Here is a 22,134-nt window from a genome sequence, read left to right on the forward strand (position 1 = left end):
TATAATCGTAACATTTGTATTAGGAGGCTTACATGAGAATAAAACGATTATCTAAACAACTTTTTATTATTTCCCTTGGAATATTTATACTGACTGCGGCAGATAATATCTTCGACTCTGCCACAGTATACGCGGCTGACACCTCCACCATCTCAACATCATCGACCAGATCTGAGGTCCAGGAGGTTGTGGATGAAGGTAACTTTGACTACACTCAGTTGAGCGATGCCGAGATCGACCACATATATAGTCTTTACGGCAACGATCCTGAGACGATAAGGCAGTTGCAAAAGCAGTCAGACAGCGCTAATCCTTATGGTGTTGCCACGCTCTCATCGACAACATATACACACGCATCCCAGTTCAAGAACTCCACTGTCATGAAGGGGATAGATGTATCGGAGTGGAACGGTTCCATCAACTGGAGAAAGGTAAAATCCAGCGGCGTTACATTTGCCTTTATCAGGGCTGGAGGAAGGTACTATGGCTCAGGTGCATATTTCGTCGACTCCAAATTTGCTGAGAATGTCAAGAATGCAACTGCGGCAGGGATTGATGTCGGAGCGTACTTCTACTCTCAGGCCATAAACGCCGCCGAGGCCAGGCAGGAGGCGGCATACACCTTGAACATCGTATCCTCTTACAACCTGACACTTCCCATCGTCATGGACTACGAATACGCATGGGAGGGTGGACTGACCGGCAGGCTCTACAATGCGCACCTGTCCAAAAGTGCTGCCACCACGGTCATCAACACTTTTTGCAGTACAGTGGAAGCAAGCGGCTACGTGGGCATGCTGTATGCGAGCAAAAGTGTTATAACCGATGACATGAAGATCACCAGTATAAACAACAAATACCCGATATGGAATGCGCAGTACAACGATTCAGACACGCTGACCGCCACTCATTCATATTGGCAGTACGATGACAACGGAACCGTCGCCGGAATAAGCTATCCGACGGATCTCGATTTCAAATATGTAAATACACCGGCAGCACCTACAGAACTCACATTTAAGTCATCGACCAACTCATCCATAACCCTCACATGGAATAAGGTTCCGGAGGTATATGGTTATCAAATAGTTCGTTACGATGAGGCCGAAGGAAAATATGTGTCGATCGGAACAACAAAGGGGGCTGGAACTCTGACCTACACTGATAACGGTCTCACCAGCGGTAAAAAATATACCTACATGGTGCGCGGATACCATAAATTAAATACCGGCACTGTATACGGAGCTTACTCGCAAGAATATAGCTGCACCGCCACCTATGCAGAAGCTGTAACTGCATCGACAGATCCTGAACCTCCAATCTTCGATACCGCCCCGGACATGCCTACCCAGGCCGCAATAGCAGACAGGACTTCCAGTTCCATTAATGTCCGCTGGAGCAAGATTTCCGGAGTCACAGGCTATTTCGTGTACAAATACAACACGTCCACTGGTAAATATGACAGAATTGCAAGATGCATAGGCGACGAATCCAGAAGTTATAACTTTACCGGACTTTCTCCCGCCACAACATACAAATTCGGCGTGAGGGCGTATTATGAATACAACGGTGTGATCATGTACAGCAACCGCCTGGAGTTCAGCAAATGTACAAAGCCACGAACCTTTACATCTTCATTTAAGTATACTCCTATCGGTTCGTATCGCTGTCTGCACTGGCAGAAGCTTTCAAATGTATCCGGCTACATCATATACAAATATGATATTGCCCATAACAAATACACAAGAGTAAAGAAAATATCCTCTTACAAAACAACCAGTTGTATACTTCCTGCTTTGAAGAGTGGCTTCGGCTACAGGATTCTTGCATATAAGAATGTCAATGGTTCGATAGTATATGGCGACATTTCAAAAGCTCCCGCAAAAGCCAGCTCATTGAGCGGAACAGTCATTGACAGCCAGGTCCGTCTCAGGGCAGGGGCAGGAACCAACAAACGTATCATCCGGGAACTTGCCAGAGGATCAAAGGTCAAGATCAGCGGCTGCAAATATTCCGGCAAGAATGCGTGGTATAAGATCACTTACACCAAGGGCTCAAAGAAATACACCGGATATGTAAGATCCGATTTCATAAGAATAAACTAGTCTTAATTCAAACAACAAAATAGGCATCATACCTGATCAGGTATGACGCCTATTTTGTATCTATCATAATGATCGTCTGTTAGCGGAAACTATTTCACAACCTTGAATGAAGCCTTTACATAGCCATCTGCATAAAGCACAAGCTCTCTGCCATTGCTGCCCCACATGAGCTCTTCCTCTGCGTATGAAGGCTCTACAAACTTAACATCAAGTCTCTTCAGGTCCTCGTGTGCACATGCTGCTGTGCGGAGGAGCAACATTCCCTGAACTACAGGATGGTCTGTGAGGTGGATCTTATTCTCGTCTCCTGTCTCCTTGCTGAATGCATAAACCTCTTCCTTTGTAAATGTGTGGAATGGCTTCTCGTCCTCATAATCCGTCTTCTCCACTCTCTTGATCTCCTTCTCCTTGTCTGATGCCTTTACGAGTGTGATGGTCATCTTCTCAACAGGAGTCTCTTCTCCCTCTACCTTTCCAAGGATAGAGAGTATGTACATGAATGCGTTCTCCTTAACATCACCATACTCATATGTGATGCTGTCGGCAGCCTCTGCCTTCTCTCTGTCTACTGTGTAGGATATCTTGCCTATAAATGCGCCCTGATATGTGGATGCATCCATGTCTGTCATCTTTGTTCCAATTCCCATGATCCTGTCATAAATCTTCATATACTTCTCCTTCTAAAACTTATTCTGCATGTTATATTCTCTTATTTGCGTGCAGTTAATCCTTCTCATCCAATTGCCTTGCGCACGGAGCACCCACTAATGTCTATGAATGTTTTCTGTCCGTGACAAATCCGTTTCTTCTTATCATGTCAAAGTCAAGGTCAAATGATGTGCCATCGGTGGTCAGGAAGTCACCGCTTATGACCGCATTTGCCCCGGCTGCAAGTGCAGCCTCGCCGTTGTCCTCATATCTTCCTCTTCCAGCCGCAAGCCTTATCATGACTTGGGGCATGACAAATCTGTATACTGCTATCGTTCTGACGTACTCCTCCTCAGTGAGAGGTGTCTTGTCATAGAATGGCGTCCCCTCCCTCGGATTGAGGAGGTTCATCGGAACCGAATCCACGCCAAGCTCTCTGAGTTCAAATGCAAGCGCCACCCTGTCCTCAAGTGTCTCGCCCATGCCGAACAGACTGCCACTGCACACCATGAGTCCCGCAGCCTTTGCAGCGCGTATTGTCGCCTTCTTCTGTTCCTGGGTGTGACTGGTGCACACCTCCGGAAAATATGCAGGTGATGTCTCAAGGTTATTGTGTATCATTGTAAGTCCCGCACCCTTAAGCTTCGTAATGTCATCCTGATCCAGCAGGCCAAATGACGCGCATATGTTGATATCCACATTGTCGTGTATATCCTTGACCGTTTTCTCAGCAAGCTCAACCTCCCGCTTTGAAAGTCTCCTGCCCTCAGCCACAAGGCAGTACCTGAAGCTTCCCTTGTCATAGTCAATCGATGCACCCTCAGTAACCGCTTCATTACCAAGCAGATTTATCTCTGGTATATCCTTCTTCGCTATCCTGGACTGTGCACAGTATCTACAGTTCTCTGTGCATCTGCCCTCCTTCACGCTTATGACCGAACACACATCGCACCGGTCTCCGCAGAAATACTCTCTTATCTCATTTGCTGAAGCCGCCAGTATATCCAGATCCTCATGTGCAAGCTTTAGAGCCTCATCATATGTGATCTCCGCTCCACCATTCAGCACGCGGTTCTTAAGCTCCTCTACATACTCTCTGCCCATATGATTCCTACCTCTTTTCTGTAAAGTTCCCAGTTTCATCTGGTCTTCAGCCCTTGTGTATGTAAATCACAGAATCTGCCGGATGTCTGCAGTGTCTACCGCCCATCTGACAGTTCATATGTATATATGGAAAGAGCCTGCCACCGGCAGGCTCCCCCATCTGTATATAACTCTCTATATCTTTCACAGATATTTAGTATCAGCTATTTATCTTGTGTTCTCTGTTATGTCTCCAAATGATCACATTAGGATTACAGTGCAGCCTTGATCTGCTTGTAGATACCCTCGGCATCAAGCTCATACTTGTGAAGCAGTTCCTTTGCAGGGCCTGACTCACCGAATGTATCTCTCACACCGATCCTTGTCAGCTTTGTAGGACACTTCTCAGCAAGCACCTCTGCAACAGCACTTCCGAGACCGCCTATGATGGAGTGCTCCTCAACTGTGAACACTCTTTCTGTCTTCTGAGCTGTCTCAGCGATGATATCCTCATCGATAGGCTTGATAGTGTGGATGTTGATGAGTTCAGCATCTATACCGTCAGCAGCGAGCATATCCACAGCCTTCACAGCCTCAGATACACAAAGTCCTGTAGCTATGATAGATATGTCCTTGCCGTCCTTGAGCTTAACCCCTTTGCCAATCTCAAACTTGTATGTGCTCTCATCATTGAGTACTGGAACTGCCAGTCTTCCAAATCTGAGATATACAGGTCCAACATACTCATATGCAGCCTTGACTGCTGCTCTGGCCTCTACATCGTCACATGGGTTAATGACAACCATGCCCGGGATCTCTCTCATGAGTGCGATATCCTCACAGCACTGATGTGTTGCTCCATCCTCACCTACTGAGATTCCTGCGTGGGTTGCACCGATCTTCACATTCAGATGTGGGTAGCCGATGGTATTTCTCACCTGCTCAAATGCACGTCCTGCAGCGAACATTGCAAATGAACTCATAAATGGAACGTATCCGCATGTTGACATTCCGGCAGCTATTCCTGCCATGTTCGCCTCCGCGATGCCACAGTCAACGTGTCGCTCAGGATAAGCTTTCTTAAAAATAACTGTCTTGGTTGCCTCTGCAAGGTCTGCATCTAAAACAACAAGATCATCATGCTCCTTTGCGATCTCTACTAAGGCATTGCCATAGCTCTCTCTGGTTGCGATTGCTTTATTCTCTATCATAATGCTGCAGCCTCCTTCTCAAGTTCTTCCATGGCGATCTTATACTCTTCTTCATTCGGAGCCTTTCCATGCCAGCCGGCCTTGTCCTCCATGAATGATACACCCTTGCCCTTGATCGTGTGGGCGATGATCGCTGTAGGCTCACCCTTGTGGAACTTTGCCTCAGCAAATGCCCTGTCGATCTCGTCAAAGTCATTGCCATTGATATTGATAACATGGAAGTTGAATGCCTTGAACTTCTCATCTATAGGATATGGTGAACATACATCCTCAACCGTTCCGTCAATCTGAAGATTGTTGTTATCTACTATAACGCACAGATTGTCAAGCTTTCTATGTCCTGCGAACATAGCTGCCTCCCATATCTGTCCCTCCTGGATCTCTCCGTCACCGCAGAGACAGTATGTTCTGTAATCCTTGCCCTGCATCTTTGCTGCAAGTGCCATACCTACTGCAACTGAAAGTCCCTGTCCCAGTGATCCTGATGACATATCCACTCCTGGAGTGTGCTTCTTGTCAGGATGTCCCTGAAGGTAAGATCCAACATGTCTGAGTGTCTTTAAGTCTTCTATTGGGAAAAAGCCTTTTAACGCAAGTGCTGCGTAGTAGCCCGGAGCTGTGTGTCCCTTTGAGAGCACGAATCTGTCACGATTCTCGTCCTCAGGATTCTTAGGATCCACATTCATCTCCTCGAAATAAAGATAAGTAAACAGGTCTGCTGCTGATAATGAGCCGCCTGGATGTCCGCTCTTTGCATTGTATACACCTGTAACAATGCCCTTGCGAACTTCTACAGCTTTTTTCTGAAGTTCTAATTTGTTCATCTCATTCTCCTTTTAACTTGATACTGTATTTGTATCATACAGAGTCATTATAACATAATTTCTTCTATTTAGAAGTACGTTTTTACATGCATTTTTCAAGAAATATTACAAGGTTTTTTTAAGGTTATCTGTGCATTTCGACCAAATATACCTGCATGGGTGTCCGGCGGATCATTGTATTCACTTTGTCCGCCTCGCAGCGCACCTGTCCACATATCAGCCGCTGATCCACTCATACAGTATGCCTGCCATCTCCCTGACATAGTATGTCGGAAGCAGCCACCATGCAGTGCTTCCGGCTATGGAACCCGTATCTATACCCTGCTTTTCCGCAATTCTCTTTGCCCTGTACTCATGGAATTCATTTGTCACGATATTCATTCCGTCAGGCAGGTCATTCTGTTCTATTATCTGAGCCGAAAACTTTATATTCTCCCTTGTGGATGTGGACTTGTCTTCCATATATATTCTCTCCGGAGCAATTCCGTGCTCTGTAAGGTATTCATACATGCACTGAGCCTCCGACATGCTCTCATCTGCGCCCTGTCCACCGGACACAACACATACAGCCTCCGGGTTCTCATCAAGATAATCCTGTGCTGCTATAAGTCTCTCTCTCAGCATAAGGCTTGGTCCACCGCCTCTAACTGCGCATCCGAGCACTACGACTGTGGCATCCTGTTTAGGCTTTACACAAGCCGCATAGACCATGTGATAAGTGATGACCACAACAAGGGCAAGCGCAGCAGTGACAAGTGCAAGCACGAAACTTAAGCATATCTTTCCTGCTTTTTTATCCCAAAGCTTTCTGACAGATTTGTCTATCTTTGCCCTGAATACTCCATACAATGTGAGAAGTGCAAACACGCCTGTTCCCAGCAGGGTTCCTATATTCACATGGCAACCTCTGAACACCGGATATATGAACATCAGCATTCCCAGCACGCCTATTATACAGAATATAACTCTCCATATATGATATCCCCGTGTACGCACCGCCACACCATCTTTGTTTATTTCTTTACTCATATCTTCATGGCTCTTCTGAGTCATTTTATCTGTCATCTATTCTATCCTCCCTGTTTTTTCTCTTTTCAGCTTCTTAATACCATTCACACAGAATAACAGTGACATAACTGTTGCTATAGTCCAGCCTATCGGCCAGGCCAGCCATATTCCTGTGGCGGAACCTATAACTCTTGACAGCACTATCGCCAGCACCACTCTAAGTATCAGATCCGTAAACGTCGATGTCATGAATCTGCCCATCATGCCTGTTCCCCTTAGTATTCCATCAGCTACAAGTTTTGCCGATACTACAAAGTAGAACGGCGCCAGTATCCTGAGATACGTGACTCCCGTGTCAAGGGCAAGTCCTGTCCTATTCTCCATAAATGGATACATGCCATAACGGCCAAAGAAGAAGTACAAAACCGCAAATGGTATGCATAGTCCCCATATGAGTTTTATTCCAGCTTTAAGTCCCTGTCCTATCCTGTCGATCTTACCCGCGCCAAGATTCTGTGCGGTATAGTTGGATATTCCATTTCCAAGTGTTGTAAATGACGTTATGACGAGATTGTTGAGCTTTACAGCCGCCGCATAGCCCGCTATGACAGAGGCTCCAAATCCATTGATGACGCTCTGAATAATTATATTTCCAACTGAGATAAAGCTCTGCTGAAGTATGCTCGGTATGGCTATGACTGCTATCTTGCCCAGCATGCTTCCCGAAAATACACGGACCTTCCCCTCAGTGCGAACTGCTGTCAGGCGTCTGAACACAACTATTATCGCAAGTACAGCGCTCACGCCCTGACAGATGAATGTAGCCCACGCAACTCCATTTACCCCCATCTCAAATGTCTTTACAAACAGTATATCAACGGCTATATTGGACACCGATGAGATGGCAAGGAATATGAACGGTGTTCTCGAGTCGCCCAGCGCAGAGAATATTCCTGTCGCTATGTTGTAGAAGAACAAAAATGGCACGCCCAATATGTATATGTTCAGATAAGTAAGCGAATCTCTCATCAGCTCATCCGGGGTATCAATAAGTGCCAGCAGTCTCTCTCCAAGCAGGAATCCAACCAGCATGAGAACCGCCACAAGTACCGCGCTTGCTATGAGAGTAGTCCAGACCGCAGTCTTCATCTCGCTGTATTTCTTTGCCCCGAACAGCTGGGATACTATGACCGAACAGCCTATATTGCATCCAAATGCAAATGCTATGAAAATAAGTGTTATCTCATAGCTATTGCCGACCGCCGCCAGAGCATTTTCTCCTATGAACTGCCCCGCCACAAAGCTGTCCGCTATGTTATAGAGCTGCTGAAATATCACACTTCCGAAAAGTGGCAGGCAGAATCTCCAAAGCACGGATTCAGGCCTTCCCACAGTAAGATCTTTGTTCACTTTTTTCCCTTCTTTTCTATAATTTACTCCTGTTTTCGGTTTTATTCTAAACTCGTTCACCCGGCATTACAATAGGCAAAATAGTAAACATCTTCGGCTGAACACCCGTTTTTTGTACTTATTCCCATATATTTTCTATCATGTTATGCATATAAAAACGACAGTACATGCCGAGATGGACATATACTGCCGAATCTTTTTATATTTTAAGTTTCTTGGTAATTACAGTATATCTATGTATTCCCCTGACAGCGCCTTGTTCATCGATCTGACAGCACAGAATTTACCGCACATACTACACGTGTCGCTGTACTCGTCATCAGGCTTTCTGCTGTCCCTGATCTCCTTTGCAGTCTCAGGATCTATGGCACATGCAAACTGTGCATCCCAGTCGAGGACACGTCTCGCATCCGCCATCTTGTCATCTATATCCCTCGCTCCAGGTATCCCCTTTGCTATATCTGCCGCATGGGCTGCTATCTTGGAGGCTACGATTCCCTGCTTGACATCGTCTACATTTGGCAGGGCAAGGTGCTCTGCTGGTGTTACGTAACAGAGGAATGCTGCGCCGTTCATGGCTGCGACCGCTCCGCCTATGGCACTTGTGATGTGATCGTATCCCGGTGCTATATCTGTGACAAGAGGTCCAAGTACGTAGAATGGTGCGCCCATACAGAGTGTCTTCTGAACTTCCATGTTGGCTGCAATCTGATTGAGTGGCACATGACCAGGGCCCTCAACCATAACCTGTACGTTATGATCCCACGCGCGCTTTGTCAGCTCTCCAAGTCTGACAAGCTCCTCTATCTGACATACATCCGTTGCGTCCGCAAGACATCCCGGACGACATGCATCTCCAAGTGATACTGTCACATCGTATTCCTCGCATATATCAAGGATCTGGTCAAAATACTCGTAGAACGGATTCTCATTGCCTGTCATGGTCATCCATGCAAATACAAGACTGCCGCCACGGCTGACTATATTCATCTTTCTCTTATGTTTCTTGATCTGTTCGATCGTCTTTCTTGTTATTCCGCAGTGGAGAGTCACGAAGTCAACTCCATCCTCCGCGTGGAGACGTACCACATCGATGAAATCCTGTGCTGTCAGTGTCGCAAGATCTCTCTGATAGTGGATAACGCTGTCATATACCGGCACAGTTCCTATCATAGCCGGACACTCTGAAGTGAGCTTCTGTCTGAACGGCTGTGTATTGCCGTGGCTTGACAGATCCATGATCGCCTCTGCTCCCATCTCGACAGCACTCATAACCTTCTGCATCTCGATACCATAATCCTTGCAGTCTCTTGACACACCGAGGTTGACATTGATCTTGGTCCTCAGCATGCTTCCAACTCCCTCTGGGTTTAAGCATGTGTGCTTCTTATTGGCAGGTATCGCTACCTTACCCTCTCCTACCAGTTTCATCAGCGCCTCAGTGGACATATGCTCTTTCTCGGCAACTTTCTCGATCTCAGGAGTTACTATGCCTTTTCTTGCTGCGTCCATCTGTGTTGTGTAATTTCTCATCTGTTCCTCCAATCTGATCCGGCTTTATAAATCTGTTCCAGATCTAATATTTGTTTCTCTTACACTTTTATAGTGGCGGAAGGTGGTGCCCCCAATCAGCCACTTTAGGAATATCCCACTCATGTAGATTATTCCTTATAAAGGAGCAGACGCATGAAAGGCGCTTACGCGCGGCGTCTGCGTAATATGTCGTCAAGCACCGCTTGATGACCTGCGCGCACATCAGTGCGCTTCCACTCTTCACAAGGAATCCTCCCACTTACGTGGGTCCCTCCTTATAAAGGAGCAGACGCATGAAAGGCGCTTACGCGCGGCGTCTGCGTACTTCACAAGGAATCCTCCCACTTACGTGGGCCCCTCCTTATGAAAATAAAAAGAGACACAGGAATGCGTCTCTTCTTTCTTACATCATTATGTATGTATCAAACGTATCCCTACGGCGGCATTATCCGCATCAGGTTGTGGGTCGAAGCGTTCAGCCTCCTCTCAGCCGGCTAACTCGCCAGCTCCCCCTATACTATCCAATTCTCTGACAACAAGTATACCGCTGTCAGATCGTAACATCAACATATTTTTCTGTGATGTTACACCGTATGCTGCAACTCATTACTGATCTGCATCTTTTCTAAGGTCATAATAGTGCGGAATGATGTCCTCATAATGTCCGTCAGGCATTCTAAAGCCTCCCGGGATAACGCCCAGCGGAGTAAAACCAATCCTTTTATACAGATGGAGTGCATGTACATTTGATGCTACTACGGCATTGAACTGGAGCACTCCAAAGCCTTTCTTCTTTGCCATGGAGATACAGTCAAGCACAAGCTTTTCTCCTATGTGCTCACCGCGGATATCGCGTCTCACGGCATAGCTGGCGTTACATATATGTCCGCATCTTCCCACGTTGTTCGGATGAAGTATGTAGAGTCCTACCACCTCACCACTCTCTGCGTTCTCGGCGATACCGGTATATGTCTGCTCTTTGAAAAATGCATCTCCTGATTCCGGTGTCAGGACTTCCTCCTGTGGAAATGCCACACCATCATCCACAACCTGGTTCCAGATCTCTGATGCTGACTTTGCATCTGCTGCCATGTACTCTCTTATGTTTATATTCATCTATGCGTCCTCCTATTATGATAAGATTTCACTTATGTTCTATTTATTATTATATCGTTCTGTCTGGCAGCGCACTATGTATACATCAAAACAGTGTATATTGCCGATATTCAGCAATAATAATCAGATTATGGTGCTGACAGTTATGGGCATATAGCTGTCAGCACTTTAAACATTGTACTACTGTCTATTTATGTTGCAAATTGCACCTCCTTTATCTGCTACATATCCACAGCCTGCCTCACTTCTCTCTTTTTCCAGCTCACAAATCCATACATGTCGTTCACAAAGAATATGACGAAGTTTACAACTACAGGAATATATGACGGATTCTCAAAAGATGCGAGAACCCATAATACTATGAGTACTACATCATTTGCTGCATATCCCACCGCATAGTATGACGATCTCAGCATGGTGAGCGCAGCCGCCAGGAAACTTGTGACTATGGATATTGTGCTGAATACTATATTCGGCGTGTCAAGTATCATGAGTATATAGTAGAATACAACCGTTACAAGCACTGTGCTGACAGTGAGCCATATCACATGTCTTCTTGTCAGTTTCTGTATGGCTACCTCACTGCTGTTGCCCTCCGATGGATTCTTGAACCACGTTATGACTGACCACACCGCCATGGGCATAGTCATACCGAGGTAGGTTATCATCTCACCCCAGTAGCGGAACCTGAAAGATATGATACCGTATAATATGCTGAATACCACCATCAATATCTGCGCCCACACATTTCCTTTTGCAGCAAATATAAGCGATGTCACACCTATGAGTGCCGCCGCCAGTGTGAGGATATCCAGATCTGTAGCGAGAAGATTTGACGCCAGCACTATAATGAGGGAACACAGCCAGATAAGCCATTCCCGCTTAGTCAGTTCTTTTATTGGATTGTTCATGATGTCTTTACTCCTTCTGCTCCACTGGGGTATCTTTAAACCTTCTAATACTGCGTCTTTTTTCTATGCTATCTCTTACTTCCATAGCTATGTCTGCCTCCGTCTGTCTCCGTAAATATATGTATGTAAACTGTCTATTATCCAAAGCATCATAATTGCTGTATATCTATAACCATGCACTCCTCAGATGCCTTAAATCCCATTGATTCGTACAGCGGTCTTCCGCTTTCCGTGGCATCAAGACTTATCTCCGTGGCACCATGTACACGCGCATCCTCTATAAGCATATTCACAAGCTGCCTGGCGATTCCTCTCCTCCGATAGTCCTTTTCTGTATATACATTCATGAGATGTGCTCTCTTTCCAGAAGTATGAGAAAATGTTGGCATAATTTCAATATAAGACATACTGGCACACGCCACACATCTTCCGTCATCGACAGCTACAACTGTTGTCTGATCACCCTCAAGAAAATATCTCCTGCTGTTTGTCACCAATTTATCGTCAAATATATAATCAACTGGAAGATCATTGACTATCCTAAGCATGGACAATCTGACATTCATCAACATATCTATATCGCTCGCGTCCGCTATCCTATATTCCATAATATCCCCCTAATCAGTCCTTGACATTTGCTAACCTCCTGTTATAATAACACAAGTCGGACGGTATGTTGAATATTAATATACCTTGCAAGGTGTTCTGCAGATGCAGGATTCCCGGATGGAACATGAATTGCGATAAAAATATATCAGAATTTTCATGAGCCAGATAAGATACTTTATCTTATCTGGCTCTTTTTTTATGCGGCTGGCAGGTTAATTTGTCCCCGCGATCATGTGCCTTTCCGATTTTCAATGATTTTCAATTATAAACTATTTTTTTTAAGGAGATTTACAAATGAACCTGTTAAAAGACGATCTGAAAAAGCTTTACTTCAAATTCCTCATTCCTTCCCTTGGAAGTGCCATGGTCATGTCCATATACACCCTGACTGATGCCATCGTCATCGGAAAAGGTGTTGGAGCTGATGCCCTGGCCGCTCTGAGCATCACAACGCCCCTGCTGTGCATACTTATGTCAACCGGGATTCTCTTTGGCGTGGGTGGCTCAGTACAGATGAGCGTGCACAGAGGAAGTGGCAACACAATGAAATCTAACCGTTACTTCACCGTGTCATTCATGATGATCGCGGCAATCACCGCACTGCTGTGGATACTGTACGGAGCATGCATGCCATCACTGCTGAGGCTCATGGGTGCAAATGCCACTCTATACCCATATGCCATGTCATACATGCACTATATAAACATGTTCCTGCCGGTTGCAGTATTTTCCAACTTCATAGCTATATTTGTGAGGGCTGACAATGACCCGAACCGCGCCATGGCAGGCGTCCTGCTGGGTGGAGTGTTCAATATCGTGATGGACATTGTACTGGTATTCCCACTGAAGCAGGGAATCGGCGGAGCCGCACTTGCCTCTGTAATCGGTATGCTGATCCAGGTACTTGTCGCCTCATCACATTTCCTCAGCAAGAAGAATGAGCTGCGTTTCATAATGCCACACAGGATCCTGAACAGCATGAAGAATATCGTGACAGCCGGTATCCCGAGCTTTTTCAATGAATTTGCAAATGGATTTATAGTGCTGCTGTTTAACATACAGATATTGAAGTACTGCGGCGAGAATGCCCTGTCCATATACAGCGTCATCTCAAACTGCGTCATCCTGTTCAATTCTCTGTTCACAGGAGTTGGTCAGTCTGTGCAGCCTGTGATCTCGACCAACTATGGAGCAAATAACATAGGCAGAATAAACACCATGATCAGAATGGCTTACACAACCATCCTGATCATGGGTGCGCTGTTCTCACTTCTTGGAATACTTTTTCCAAGGGTGCTCTGCAGTGTGTTTATAGATATGAATGAAGGTCTTGGTGTCATTGCCGATCTTGGTGTCAGAGCGTACTTCTTTGCATTTGTGCCATTTGGGATCAACCTGATGACCTCCTACTATCTCCAGGCCATACTGAAATCCGGGCAGTCTCTGTGTATATCACTGCTCCGAAACATCATACTCAGCAGCGTGTGTATACTGACGTTTCCTGTTTTGACCGGTGGCAATAGCTTGTGGTTTGCTGCACCTGTGACCGAGGCTGTGACACTTACTGTCAGTCTGGTATTTCTGGCGTGGGAATCCCAAAGGTAGGGTAGCCATTACATGTGTATTCAAATTAGGCGATACGAGATATAATGGATGTGTTGACTTTAACAAATAGGGATTAGGGGGTATAAAATGAAAATGCACGAAATGGATTTGATTGAATTCCTTATTAAAGAAGGACACACTGATATTGCAGAAAGTATTAAAGACTACCGAAAAAATACTATTAAAATGTGTGTGAAGGATGTGGAAAATGTAATTGCAAAAGGCACAAGTAAAATCGGTGGCTTTCCCGATCTTCCACCCGAAATTCCATATCCCACAATGTCGGGCTATTCCTGCAAGCGCGGAGATGACACTGAGCGGTACGAAAAATCAGCAATGCAGCTTGTTGCTCAAATCAATCTTGCGGACATTGCCGACTTGGATATTGAAAACAAGCTTCCGCACACGGGTATTTTATATTTTTTCTGGAGCGGAGAAATCGACTCAATTCACCAGACCAACAAATGGGTTGAAAGCGTTGCTGACGACCCCGAAAATTCGGCTTATCACAAGGTGATCTGGTACAATGGCGACCTGGCAAATTTAAAGAGAACTGAGCCGCCTGTTCCATATTATTCAAAGTATTTTACAGAAGTTTTTGAGGAAAAGGCCGTCGAGTTTGAACTCACCACAGATTATCAGCCACTGGGAGATGTGCTTGACTGTGACCTATTTGACCGTCTTGAAGAAGTTGCTCCAGATTATGATATCGAATATCTTTCGTATGACGGAAACAAATTATTCGGTTATCCTACGGGTGGTAATATACCGGATGTAAACACAAAAACTCATCTGCTGTTTCAATATGGTTACAACGTTGGTTGTCTATGGAATATCTTTTGGATCATTTCAGATGAAGATTTAAAGAACCGCAATTTCGACAAAGCGGTCTTTAGTTTCGATTTGGACTAATAACTATAATTCTAAGTAGGAGCAGAACACTCCTGCTCCTACTTGGTATAAATTCAGTGCTTTATACAGAATTCACAGCCACCGCTCTGTCCAATACAGTCTCTGCAATCAGAATCCACCTCAAACACATCTTCACCCGCAATCAGATATGTTCCAACAAGACTCATCTTCGGCGACATACGTTCTCCGTTCCATGACACGCCTACCTGTGATGCATCCATAAGTCCAAGCAGCTCAGGTACAGCATCCATGCCCATTCCATAATATCCCGGGCCGAATGATGGACTGCAATATTTCTTCTCATATACACTGTTCTTTCTCTCAAGATATCCTTGCAGCCACCCTCTTATGACATCCATGCATGCCACCTGAAATGCCTCCATGTAATACTGGTCAAGCACAGAACCAGTGTTTTCCAGATCTACAACCGGTGCATGAAATGCATAAATGTAACCTTTATCAATAAGACTGATGTCAAGCTGTGTCAATATTCCGCACTCTATCTTTTTCCCACAAAAAGTAAAATAGCCGGGGCAAATGCACTCAGGAGCAAATTCCTGTAAAAGAACATCCACCGCACAAGATCCAGACATATCTTTCATAACCCCATCCAATATTCTGTCAATATTGATCTGATGCTCATACTTCATATCTGCATCTATTTCATTTATATGGGTAATCTGCATCAATCGTTCTTTCACCTGAGTCTTGAGCTTTCGAAGATCTATATGCAAAAGCTCATCTTCCCTCTGAAGGCGTCCAATAACCATATCATACATCTCTGGCTGATGTACTAAAAGACAATTACTGCAATCTTTTATCCGCTGCCCTTTCCGGCTGATCACATACTCAGGATTACCTAGGCACCGTTCCTCGCGATAAAGTGGGCAGTAGCAGAACATGCAATTAAAGTTCTCTACTTTCTCCACTTTATGACACGGGAAAAACTCACATTGTGTATTCTGAAAAAATTTATAACTATTTTCCATAATATATTATGCCGTTTTATTTTTCTGTTTTTTCATTTTTTTCTTAACTATCTCTACACCTGCATAAATCAGGAATCCAGCAAGTGACATGATCAGCCCCAGCCTCAAACCTGGCGTATGATAAACCATTTGTACTGTATGCTTACCCTTATCAAGTTTTATTCCCATAAAAGTATCTGCAAGCTCATCAATTTTAACCTCTTTACCATCCACAACAGCAGACCATGCATCTTCATAAGGTATTGAAAGCAGTATTTCTGTATCATCGTCAACATCTACTTCACCAGTAATTCTATTTTTAGAAATTTTTAAATCTGTTTTATATCCAGTGTTAAGAATATTGATCGCTTTTTCAAACACATCTGTATTCAGCTGCGATACATACAATGTATGCTTCTTGTCCCTATTGGTTTTTCTCTTTATAACTAAATCTATTTGATCTCCAGCCTTATATTCACCAATGTACATGCTGTTGATTTCAAACCTGTGACATGCATTCTGAATCAACTCGCCATTTACATATACCTCACAATTGTTATCATATAAGCTACTATGTGTTTTGCTTCCATCAACAAACACGTATACCGGTCCATCTTTTTTTACATCCAATTTCCATTCTTCATTACCATTCTTGTCAGTATGTATATATTCTGAATCAACATTCTCATATACATCTACTTCTTCACCAAGCATAGCGGATAACAGGTTCTGCTGATTTTCAAATGGGTCATTGCCAAATGAAACCTTCTTTATATCGTCATTCACCGGATAGCCGAGGGGCAAAGCGTATTTATTTTTATATACCTGTGCATACTGAGTCTTCAGATCCGTTTTCTCGTATCCTGATGCCGGACTCTTTAATTGGACATATTTTATTGACAGCAAAGAATCTGTCAGCAGCATAGGACTATTCCAATATGTCTCACGTAAAAAAAGCTTCTCCCCAGGGATATCAGAATATCCCATATAAGCTAGAAATCTGTCAACATTAAAATCATAAGCTGAACTATAATGCTCTATGCTATTATAACCATACAGCAGTGACTCCCCCGTCGCTATATCTCTTCCAATAGTCTTTAGATAATTATAATCATTTTCATATCTGAAAAAGCTTCCCTTCTCAGTATCATTAAGACTATCGACTATATTCTCGGCAGCAACTGTGTAATCAGAAAAACTCCTTGCATCATTATTGTATTCAGAAAAAGCAATGTACACATTATAACCGGCTTCTATCGCAGTCAGGCATGCCACTCCAAAGCATACTACCTTGGAAACATTTTTTCTATTGTTACCACATAACAGCACTATTATCCCTATACCAAAAATTGCCATATAAATAATGACTATATTACGCGGTGAATTTATTTTCTTTATATAATATAAAAATGCCAAACCTACTGCAACAACCCCCATTGCAGAAGCTACTTCTTTTTTTGATACCTGGTCTTTTTCCCATAATTGAACCTCTCTTGCAGCGATCATTATCATTACAAAAGAGAGTACAAAACTAAATCTGAAGAAGTATGAAGTGCTTCTAACAAAGGCTGTCCACACAAGTTCTAAATCTCTAAGACAATAACAGCTGCACAACAAAGCAAGCAGACATGCCATACAGATTTTTTCTTTTTTCTTCACAGCAGAATTAAAGAAAAATGCAACAACAGCAATAAGAACGATGGTTCCCGTAAAAATAGGGGGTGCATCCTGCGCATTCACTTTCGCACCAACATCAAATCCACTAAGGAACTGTGTTATATCCATATTAACTATACGGCTCAATCCAACGGTATTATTTGTTGCAATTCCTCCAACAAGCGCCATACACGCAGGAAGAAGTATACACAGACTCGCCAACACTCCACATAACATTGTTACTATATATCTAAATATACTTTTCCATTCTGTTTTCAACGCTTTTTTTATACTAAAGTCATTTGCATTAAGATATTCAACAATAAATAGTATTCCTGACATCAGACATACCATATAGCCAGTGTACCAATTACAGAAAATTGCAACGAATACAGAAGTAAATAGCAGCCCCGTTTTCTTCTTATCAACGCACTTCCATACTCCTAGTGCTATCAATGGCAAAATAATAACTCCATCAAGCCACATAACGTTTCTACAATTATACACATTATATTCCATAAGTGCATATAACGATGATAATACAAGGCCTGGTATCACCGATATTTTGAACCTTTTATCAACATATATGTATCCTGTTATTCCACACAAACCAATTCTGAGCAAAATCATAAATGCCATAAACTGTGGTATCTGCGCCTTTGAAAAAAACACAATAAACAAATTTAATGGACTAGACAAATAATAAGCTACTATCCCTATCATCCTGCCGCCAAGTGCTTTTCCTGTAGAATATTCTATACCTGCATTTCCATGAAACACATCCCATAAATATCCATAATAGTCCTTATACTGTAGCAATGAATCCCAGATCATCGTAGACTTATTACCAAATGGTACCACTCCGCACACAGCCATAACAATCAACGTTATAATAACCGGTAACAAAAATGCCAATGCAATGATGATCATTTTTTGTCTTAGAGTTTTTTGCTTACTCATCAATCTCCTCCTGTAATCCACATCTTTATTATCAACTATCTATAGCTTGACAATATCTAAAAAGCAATTAATTATCTGATTGCCCTGTTTTTCGCAGCACCCATAAACATGATAACCGGAACCACTATTCCAACGATCATCATAATCACTGCTATCAGTTTGCTGTCACCGGACACCAGTGTCACTATACCGCTTATTATCGCAAGTATCACCAGAAATGCTGCCCATACAACTATGGCAGACGCCTTTGCAACCTTGTTGCTTCCGGCTATTCCAAATATACCGCCTATGATGGCCGCCAGCGACGCTATTCCGGCCACAACGCCACATACGACAGCCTTTGTCGATGGCTCATCTGCAAGCACAAGTTTTGCAATGTCATAATATCCGGCATTTACAAGCCCCCATATGAGCATGATGAGCGACGATGCCGTCACCATTCCCTTTCCAGGTAATTTTTCCATAGATTATTTCTCCTTTTTCATTCTCATATCACTGTCTGCTCCACACATAACAGAAGGCCTGTGTTCTGGCTGCAAACTTCTCAGTCTTGAGCAGTTCTCTTACCTCTGCCTTTGTGTACCATCCTGGAGTGATCTCCTCCAGAGTTGAAGTGCTCGGCTTGAACTCGCCTCTCGCCTTGCCTACAACACACATATTTGTCTCATTTGAAAATCCTACAGCACTGTAGCTTGTCCCTATTGTGTCACTGATCTCGTACAGCTCAAGTCCCGTTTCCTCCATAAGCTCACGTCTGGCACTGACCTCAGGAGTCTCCCCCGGATCTATGAGTCCGGCAGGGAAATTATATACCCATTCACCCGGAGCAAGTCTGAACTCCTTATCTATAAGGATCCTCTCATCTGCCTCGTCTGTGGCGATGATGACCACCGCATCTGCTGCCTTGCCATGAAGTCCCTCGAAATCGGTGATTTCTCCATTCCTGCTTATCATCTCATAGTTCTTAACTATTCCGTCTACAGTCTCGTACTGAACATCGTATCGTGTGATGAACTTTCCCTGTTCTTTCTTTTCAATTCCTACAAATTTCAAAACACTTTCTCCTCTACTTGCAAAGCTCTGCCACAACCTGATTGATGACCTTGCCGTCTGCCTTGCCCTTGAGTTCAGCCATGACAGCCTTCATGATCTGGCCTTTATTCTTTGTTGCTATCACATCTGCAAATTTTGTTGTGAGGATATCTCTCACCTCATCCTCTGACAGAAGCTTTGGCGCATACTCGTTGAACACATCATATCTTGCCTTGTACTGCTCCAGAAGATCTGTTCTGTCTGCAGGGCAGGTATCGATCTGCTCTTTTACAGACTTGATCTCCTTGAGGATAACACTATCAACTATATCCTCAGGAATGTTGTCTCTGCAGCCGTTATCGATTCCGACCTTCTTAACTGCTGATACGAGGGATGAGATGCTGTCCTTTCTCTCCTTATCCCTTGCCTTCATTGCTGCTATCATATCCTTCTGTAACTTCTCAAGTGTCATTTTTATTTCCTTCTTTCTTTATTTTTATCACTTTTTTATTTTATACCATATTGAACGCTGCTTTTGCAAAACAACATTCTCTGCCTGAAGCTGTTCCAATTTCTTCTGAATATCTGCTTTTTCTGTCTGAAGTTCTCCAAGTTTTGCCTGAAGATCATATTTCTCCTTCTCAAGTTCTTTTATCCGGATACCCCTGTCAGCCTTTTCCTTATATGTCTGCTGTAGTTTTGCATTTATCTCCGACTTTTCCTTGTATGTTCTTTGAAGCTTGGCATTTATCTCTGACTTTTCCCTGTAGGCACGCTCATTTTCTTCAATGCGTTTCTTTAATTGTCTGGAATTTCTACCAATCTCATCCCTCAATTCTCTGCGTTCTTTTTCATGACATTCACATACCCTGATCAGTGCATCCTCTACCGGCTCTCCATCATATTCAAGAATCTTCTTCGCAAGTGCATTATCTCCATATTCAGGTTTAAGCCATTCCTCTATCTTCTGTAACTGAACGTCATTCTGGTCGGCGTCCACATTCTTATGGTAAAGGCCTATTTCCTGTGAGCCCGGTAAGTACCGAAGATCCTCACATGGCATAGCCGCCACAACCGGAACTCCTGACATGATCTCTATTAGCTTAAGCCAGATGTCATCCGCCCACAGGCACATCTCCACCATCTTGTCTTTGTCGAACCACTTATCATCATAAATTCCTGGTGGATATAAAGTTCCTGCGCCCCCGGTTGCAAATAACTGCATCTTTGGTCTGTACAGACAGGCAACCGTCTCCTTCATCCAATACCTGTACGGAATAAGCTGCCCTTTATCTGAAATGACCATCCAGTGTGTCCTCACAGCGGATACCGCCTCTGGATACTGTAAATATGACATATACAGATTCTCAAGCATGTATGGAGGATATTGCAGATCGTCATCTATCGTCACGACCACGTCGTCCGTGAACTCCTGCAGCGCATAGAAATACTTCTTGTGCGGCTTCAGATCATCACACCATCTGACCTCCAGCTTATCCTCAAACTGCAGCTTTCTGAGATCATCCGGAAGATCGTCATCCTTATTAGGGAACTGCTCCTCCGCCAGCCACAGAACGATCTTATCTGCCTTTCTGGTCTGTGAATATATCGACTCAAGCATCTGTGCTATGCCCGCAATTCTGGCGGGATAGGATGTGAGCGACACTATTATCCTTCTCGTCTTGAGCTTTTTCAGCTCCGATGAATCATGTTTCTTTATGATGGAATATTTGCGGAATAACTTGTCATCATTGAGTCCCTTCTCTGTCAATCCGTCAAATATCTCACTGTTAAATACGCTGTGCGCTTTCTCGTAAAACTCTATTCTCTCTGCAGAATCCAGTTCTCTGCAATACTTCTCATAATTGTCCACATACTGACGTATGGCAAAGTACATAACAGCATTCCACAGATCAGTCCTGTCTGCCATGCCCTTCACATGCTCCGTCACACAGTCAACGGTCTTCGGAACATCCGGCAGCTTCTCAGCCTCACTCTCAGGAACAACATTCCTTGAAAATGTCAGATTGCTTATATATGCTATCTTCTCCGCCGCTACAGCTCCAATTGCCGAATATATAGCTTCGCTGTCACAACCGGCAATGCCCAGTCCTGCATCTATTATGAACTGCTTTCTGTAGAGTTTATTGCCAACTAATGGTCGTACCACATTCATGATCCTGCCACGGCAGTCCTTCCAGTTAAACACCTGCTTTCCGCCGTGAACCCACTCAAAATGTACACCTCTTCCGAAGGTCTTCCCACCGTCACTGTCTATAAGCTCGCAGTTCGAAATCACCATGTCCGCCCCGCTCTGCTCTGCGGCGTCATGCAGCTTCTCCAGCATGTTCTCCGGATAAACCTCCGAGCCATCCACGAACAGTATATATTCTCCATGCGCGCGCTCAATCCCCGCGAATCTGTCCGCTTCTATTATCTCGTACTCCTTAAATGTCTGGCCAGCCAGCTTTGTCCGGCATGTCTCCACACCGCTTCCGGCTGTAAAAATCACTGATATAACCGGTTTCATAACCCGATACTCC

At 44.1% G+C, this 22,134-nt stretch carries 19 protein-coding genes and 1 riboswitch; of the genes, 3 read left to right on the forward strand and 16 right to left on the reverse strand.

All coding sequences use genetic code 11. The annotated features are described in order from the left end of the window. Positions 1-32 precede the first annotated feature (32 nt). The gene (locus ABUA31_RS11975) at positions 33-2,105 is read left to right on the forward strand and encodes a GH25 family lysozyme (RefSeq protein ID WP_349819020.1); all 2,073 of its coding nucleotides are present in this window, start codon (positions 33-35) and stop codon (positions 2,103-2,105) included. A gap of 89 nt (positions 2,106-2,194) precedes the next feature. Here the strand turns inward: ABUA31_RS11975 and ABUA31_RS11980 are convergent, their stop codons facing one another. From ABUA31_RS11980 to ABUA31_RS12025, 10 genes are all read right to left on the reverse strand, one after another. After that, a complete protein-coding gene (locus tag ABUA31_RS11980) occupies positions 2,195-2,773 on the reverse strand; it encodes a hotdog family protein (protein ID WP_349819021.1) in 579 nt (192 codons plus the stop codon). A 103-nt stretch (positions 2,774-2,876) separates the two neighbouring features. Beyond that, on the reverse strand, positions 2,877-3,857 hold the full coding sequence (gene bioB, locus ABUA31_RS11985; protein ID WP_349819022.1) for a biotin synthase BioB: 981 nt from the start codon (positions 3,855-3,857) through the stop codon (positions 2,877-2,879). A gap of 251 nt (positions 3,858-4,108) precedes the next feature. Then, positions 4,109-5,047, reverse strand: a complete 939-nt coding sequence (locus tag ABUA31_RS11990) for a transketolase family protein (RefSeq protein ID WP_349819023.1) — start codon at positions 5,045-5,047, stop codon at positions 4,109-4,111. Beyond that, the gene (locus tag ABUA31_RS11995) at positions 5,044-5,871 is read right to left on the reverse strand and encodes a transketolase (RefSeq protein ID WP_349093414.1); all 828 of its coding nucleotides are present in this window, start codon (positions 5,869-5,871) and stop codon (positions 5,044-5,046) included. Before ABUA31_RS11995 ends, ABUA31_RS11990 begins: the two co-directional genes overlap by 4 nt. Positions 5,872-6,087: 216 nt before the next feature. Beyond that, entirely contained in the window at positions 6,088-6,936 is an 849-nt protein-coding gene (locus ABUA31_RS12000; protein WP_238051449.1) for a YdcF family protein, read from the reverse strand. Continuing rightward, positions 6,937-8,289 (reverse strand): MATE family efflux transporter, encoded by a 1,353-nt coding sequence (locus ABUA31_RS12005; protein WP_022215819.1) that lies wholly within the window; start codon positions 8,287-8,289, stop codon positions 6,937-6,939. Between the two features lie 222 nt (positions 8,290-8,511). After that, positions 8,512-9,822 (reverse strand): phosphomethylpyrimidine synthase ThiC, encoded by a 1,311-nt coding sequence (thiC, locus tag ABUA31_RS12010; RefSeq protein WP_004850265.1) that lies wholly within the window; start codon positions 9,820-9,822, stop codon positions 8,512-8,514. Positions 9,823-10,236: 414 nt separating this feature from the next. Beyond that, positions 10,237-10,345: riboswitch (TPP riboswitch) on the reverse strand. A gap of 83 nt (positions 10,346-10,428) precedes the next feature. Then, the gene (locus ABUA31_RS12015) at positions 10,429-10,938 is read right to left on the reverse strand and encodes a GNAT family N-acetyltransferase (RefSeq protein WP_161171991.1); all 510 of its coding nucleotides are present in this window, start codon (positions 10,936-10,938) and stop codon (positions 10,429-10,431) included. A gap of 221 nt (positions 10,939-11,159) precedes the next feature. Further along, a complete protein-coding gene (gene pnuC / locus ABUA31_RS12020) occupies positions 11,160-11,849 on the reverse strand; it encodes a nicotinamide riboside transporter PnuC (protein ID WP_161171992.1) in 690 nt (229 codons plus the stop codon). Positions 11,850-11,998: 149 nt separating this feature from the next. After that, positions 11,999-12,457 (reverse strand): GNAT family N-acetyltransferase, encoded by a 459-nt coding sequence (locus ABUA31_RS12025; RefSeq protein ID WP_161171993.1) that lies wholly within the window; start codon positions 12,455-12,457, stop codon positions 11,999-12,001. A 295-nt stretch (positions 12,458-12,752) separates the two neighbouring features. Between ABUA31_RS12025 and ABUA31_RS12030 the strand changes: the two genes are divergently transcribed. Then, a complete protein-coding gene (locus ABUA31_RS12030; RefSeq protein WP_161171994.1) occupies positions 12,753-14,063 on the forward strand; it encodes an MATE family efflux transporter in 1,311 nt (436 codons plus the stop codon). A gap of 87 nt (positions 14,064-14,150) precedes the next feature. Then, the gene (locus ABUA31_RS12035) at positions 14,151-14,975 is read left to right on the forward strand and encodes a DUF1963 domain-containing protein (RefSeq protein WP_161171995.1); all 825 of its coding nucleotides are present in this window, start codon (positions 14,151-14,153) and stop codon (positions 14,973-14,975) included. Between the two features lie 53 nt (positions 14,976-15,028). On the opposite strand, the gene ABUA31_RS12040 is transcribed toward ABUA31_RS12035, so the two are convergent. From ABUA31_RS12040 to ABUA31_RS12065, 6 genes are all read right to left on the reverse strand, one after another. Then, the gene (locus tag ABUA31_RS12040) at positions 15,029-15,964 is read right to left on the reverse strand and encodes a cysteine-rich small domain-containing protein (RefSeq protein ID WP_161171996.1); all 936 of its coding nucleotides are present in this window, start codon (positions 15,962-15,964) and stop codon (positions 15,029-15,031) included. Positions 15,965-15,970: 6 nt separating this feature from the next. Next, on the reverse strand, positions 15,971-18,559 hold the full coding sequence (locus ABUA31_RS12045) for a YfhO family protein (RefSeq protein ID WP_161171997.1): 2,589 nt from the start codon (positions 18,557-18,559) through the stop codon (positions 15,971-15,973). 71 nt (positions 18,560-18,630) lie between these two features. Next, a complete protein-coding gene (locus tag ABUA31_RS12050; protein ID WP_117874591.1) occupies positions 18,631-19,023 on the reverse strand; it encodes a hypothetical protein in 393 nt (130 codons plus the stop codon). Between the two features lie 28 nt (positions 19,024-19,051). Then, positions 19,052-19,612 (reverse strand): NUDIX hydrolase, encoded by a 561-nt coding sequence (locus ABUA31_RS12055; protein ID WP_055146459.1) that lies wholly within the window; start codon positions 19,610-19,612, stop codon positions 19,052-19,054. Positions 19,613-19,625: 13 nt separating this feature from the next. Then, positions 19,626-20,063 carry a GatB/YqeY domain-containing protein gene (locus ABUA31_RS12060; protein WP_015533834.1) on the reverse strand — a complete coding sequence of 146 codons (438 nt, stop codon included), beginning with the start codon at positions 20,061-20,063 and terminating at the stop codon, positions 19,626-19,628. Between the two features lie 27 nt (positions 20,064-20,090). Then, positions 20,091-22,121 (reverse strand): glycosyltransferase, encoded by a 2,031-nt coding sequence (locus tag ABUA31_RS12065; RefSeq protein ID WP_349818928.1) that lies wholly within the window; start codon positions 22,119-22,121, stop codon positions 20,091-20,093. Positions 22,122-22,134: the final 13 nt, after the last annotated feature.

The organism is Coprococcus sp. RTP31081st1_H1_RTP31081_211007, assembly GCF_040227275.1.
Taxonomy (GTDB): Bacteria; Bacillota; Clostridia; order Lachnospirales; family Lachnospiraceae; genus Coprococcus; species Coprococcus aceti.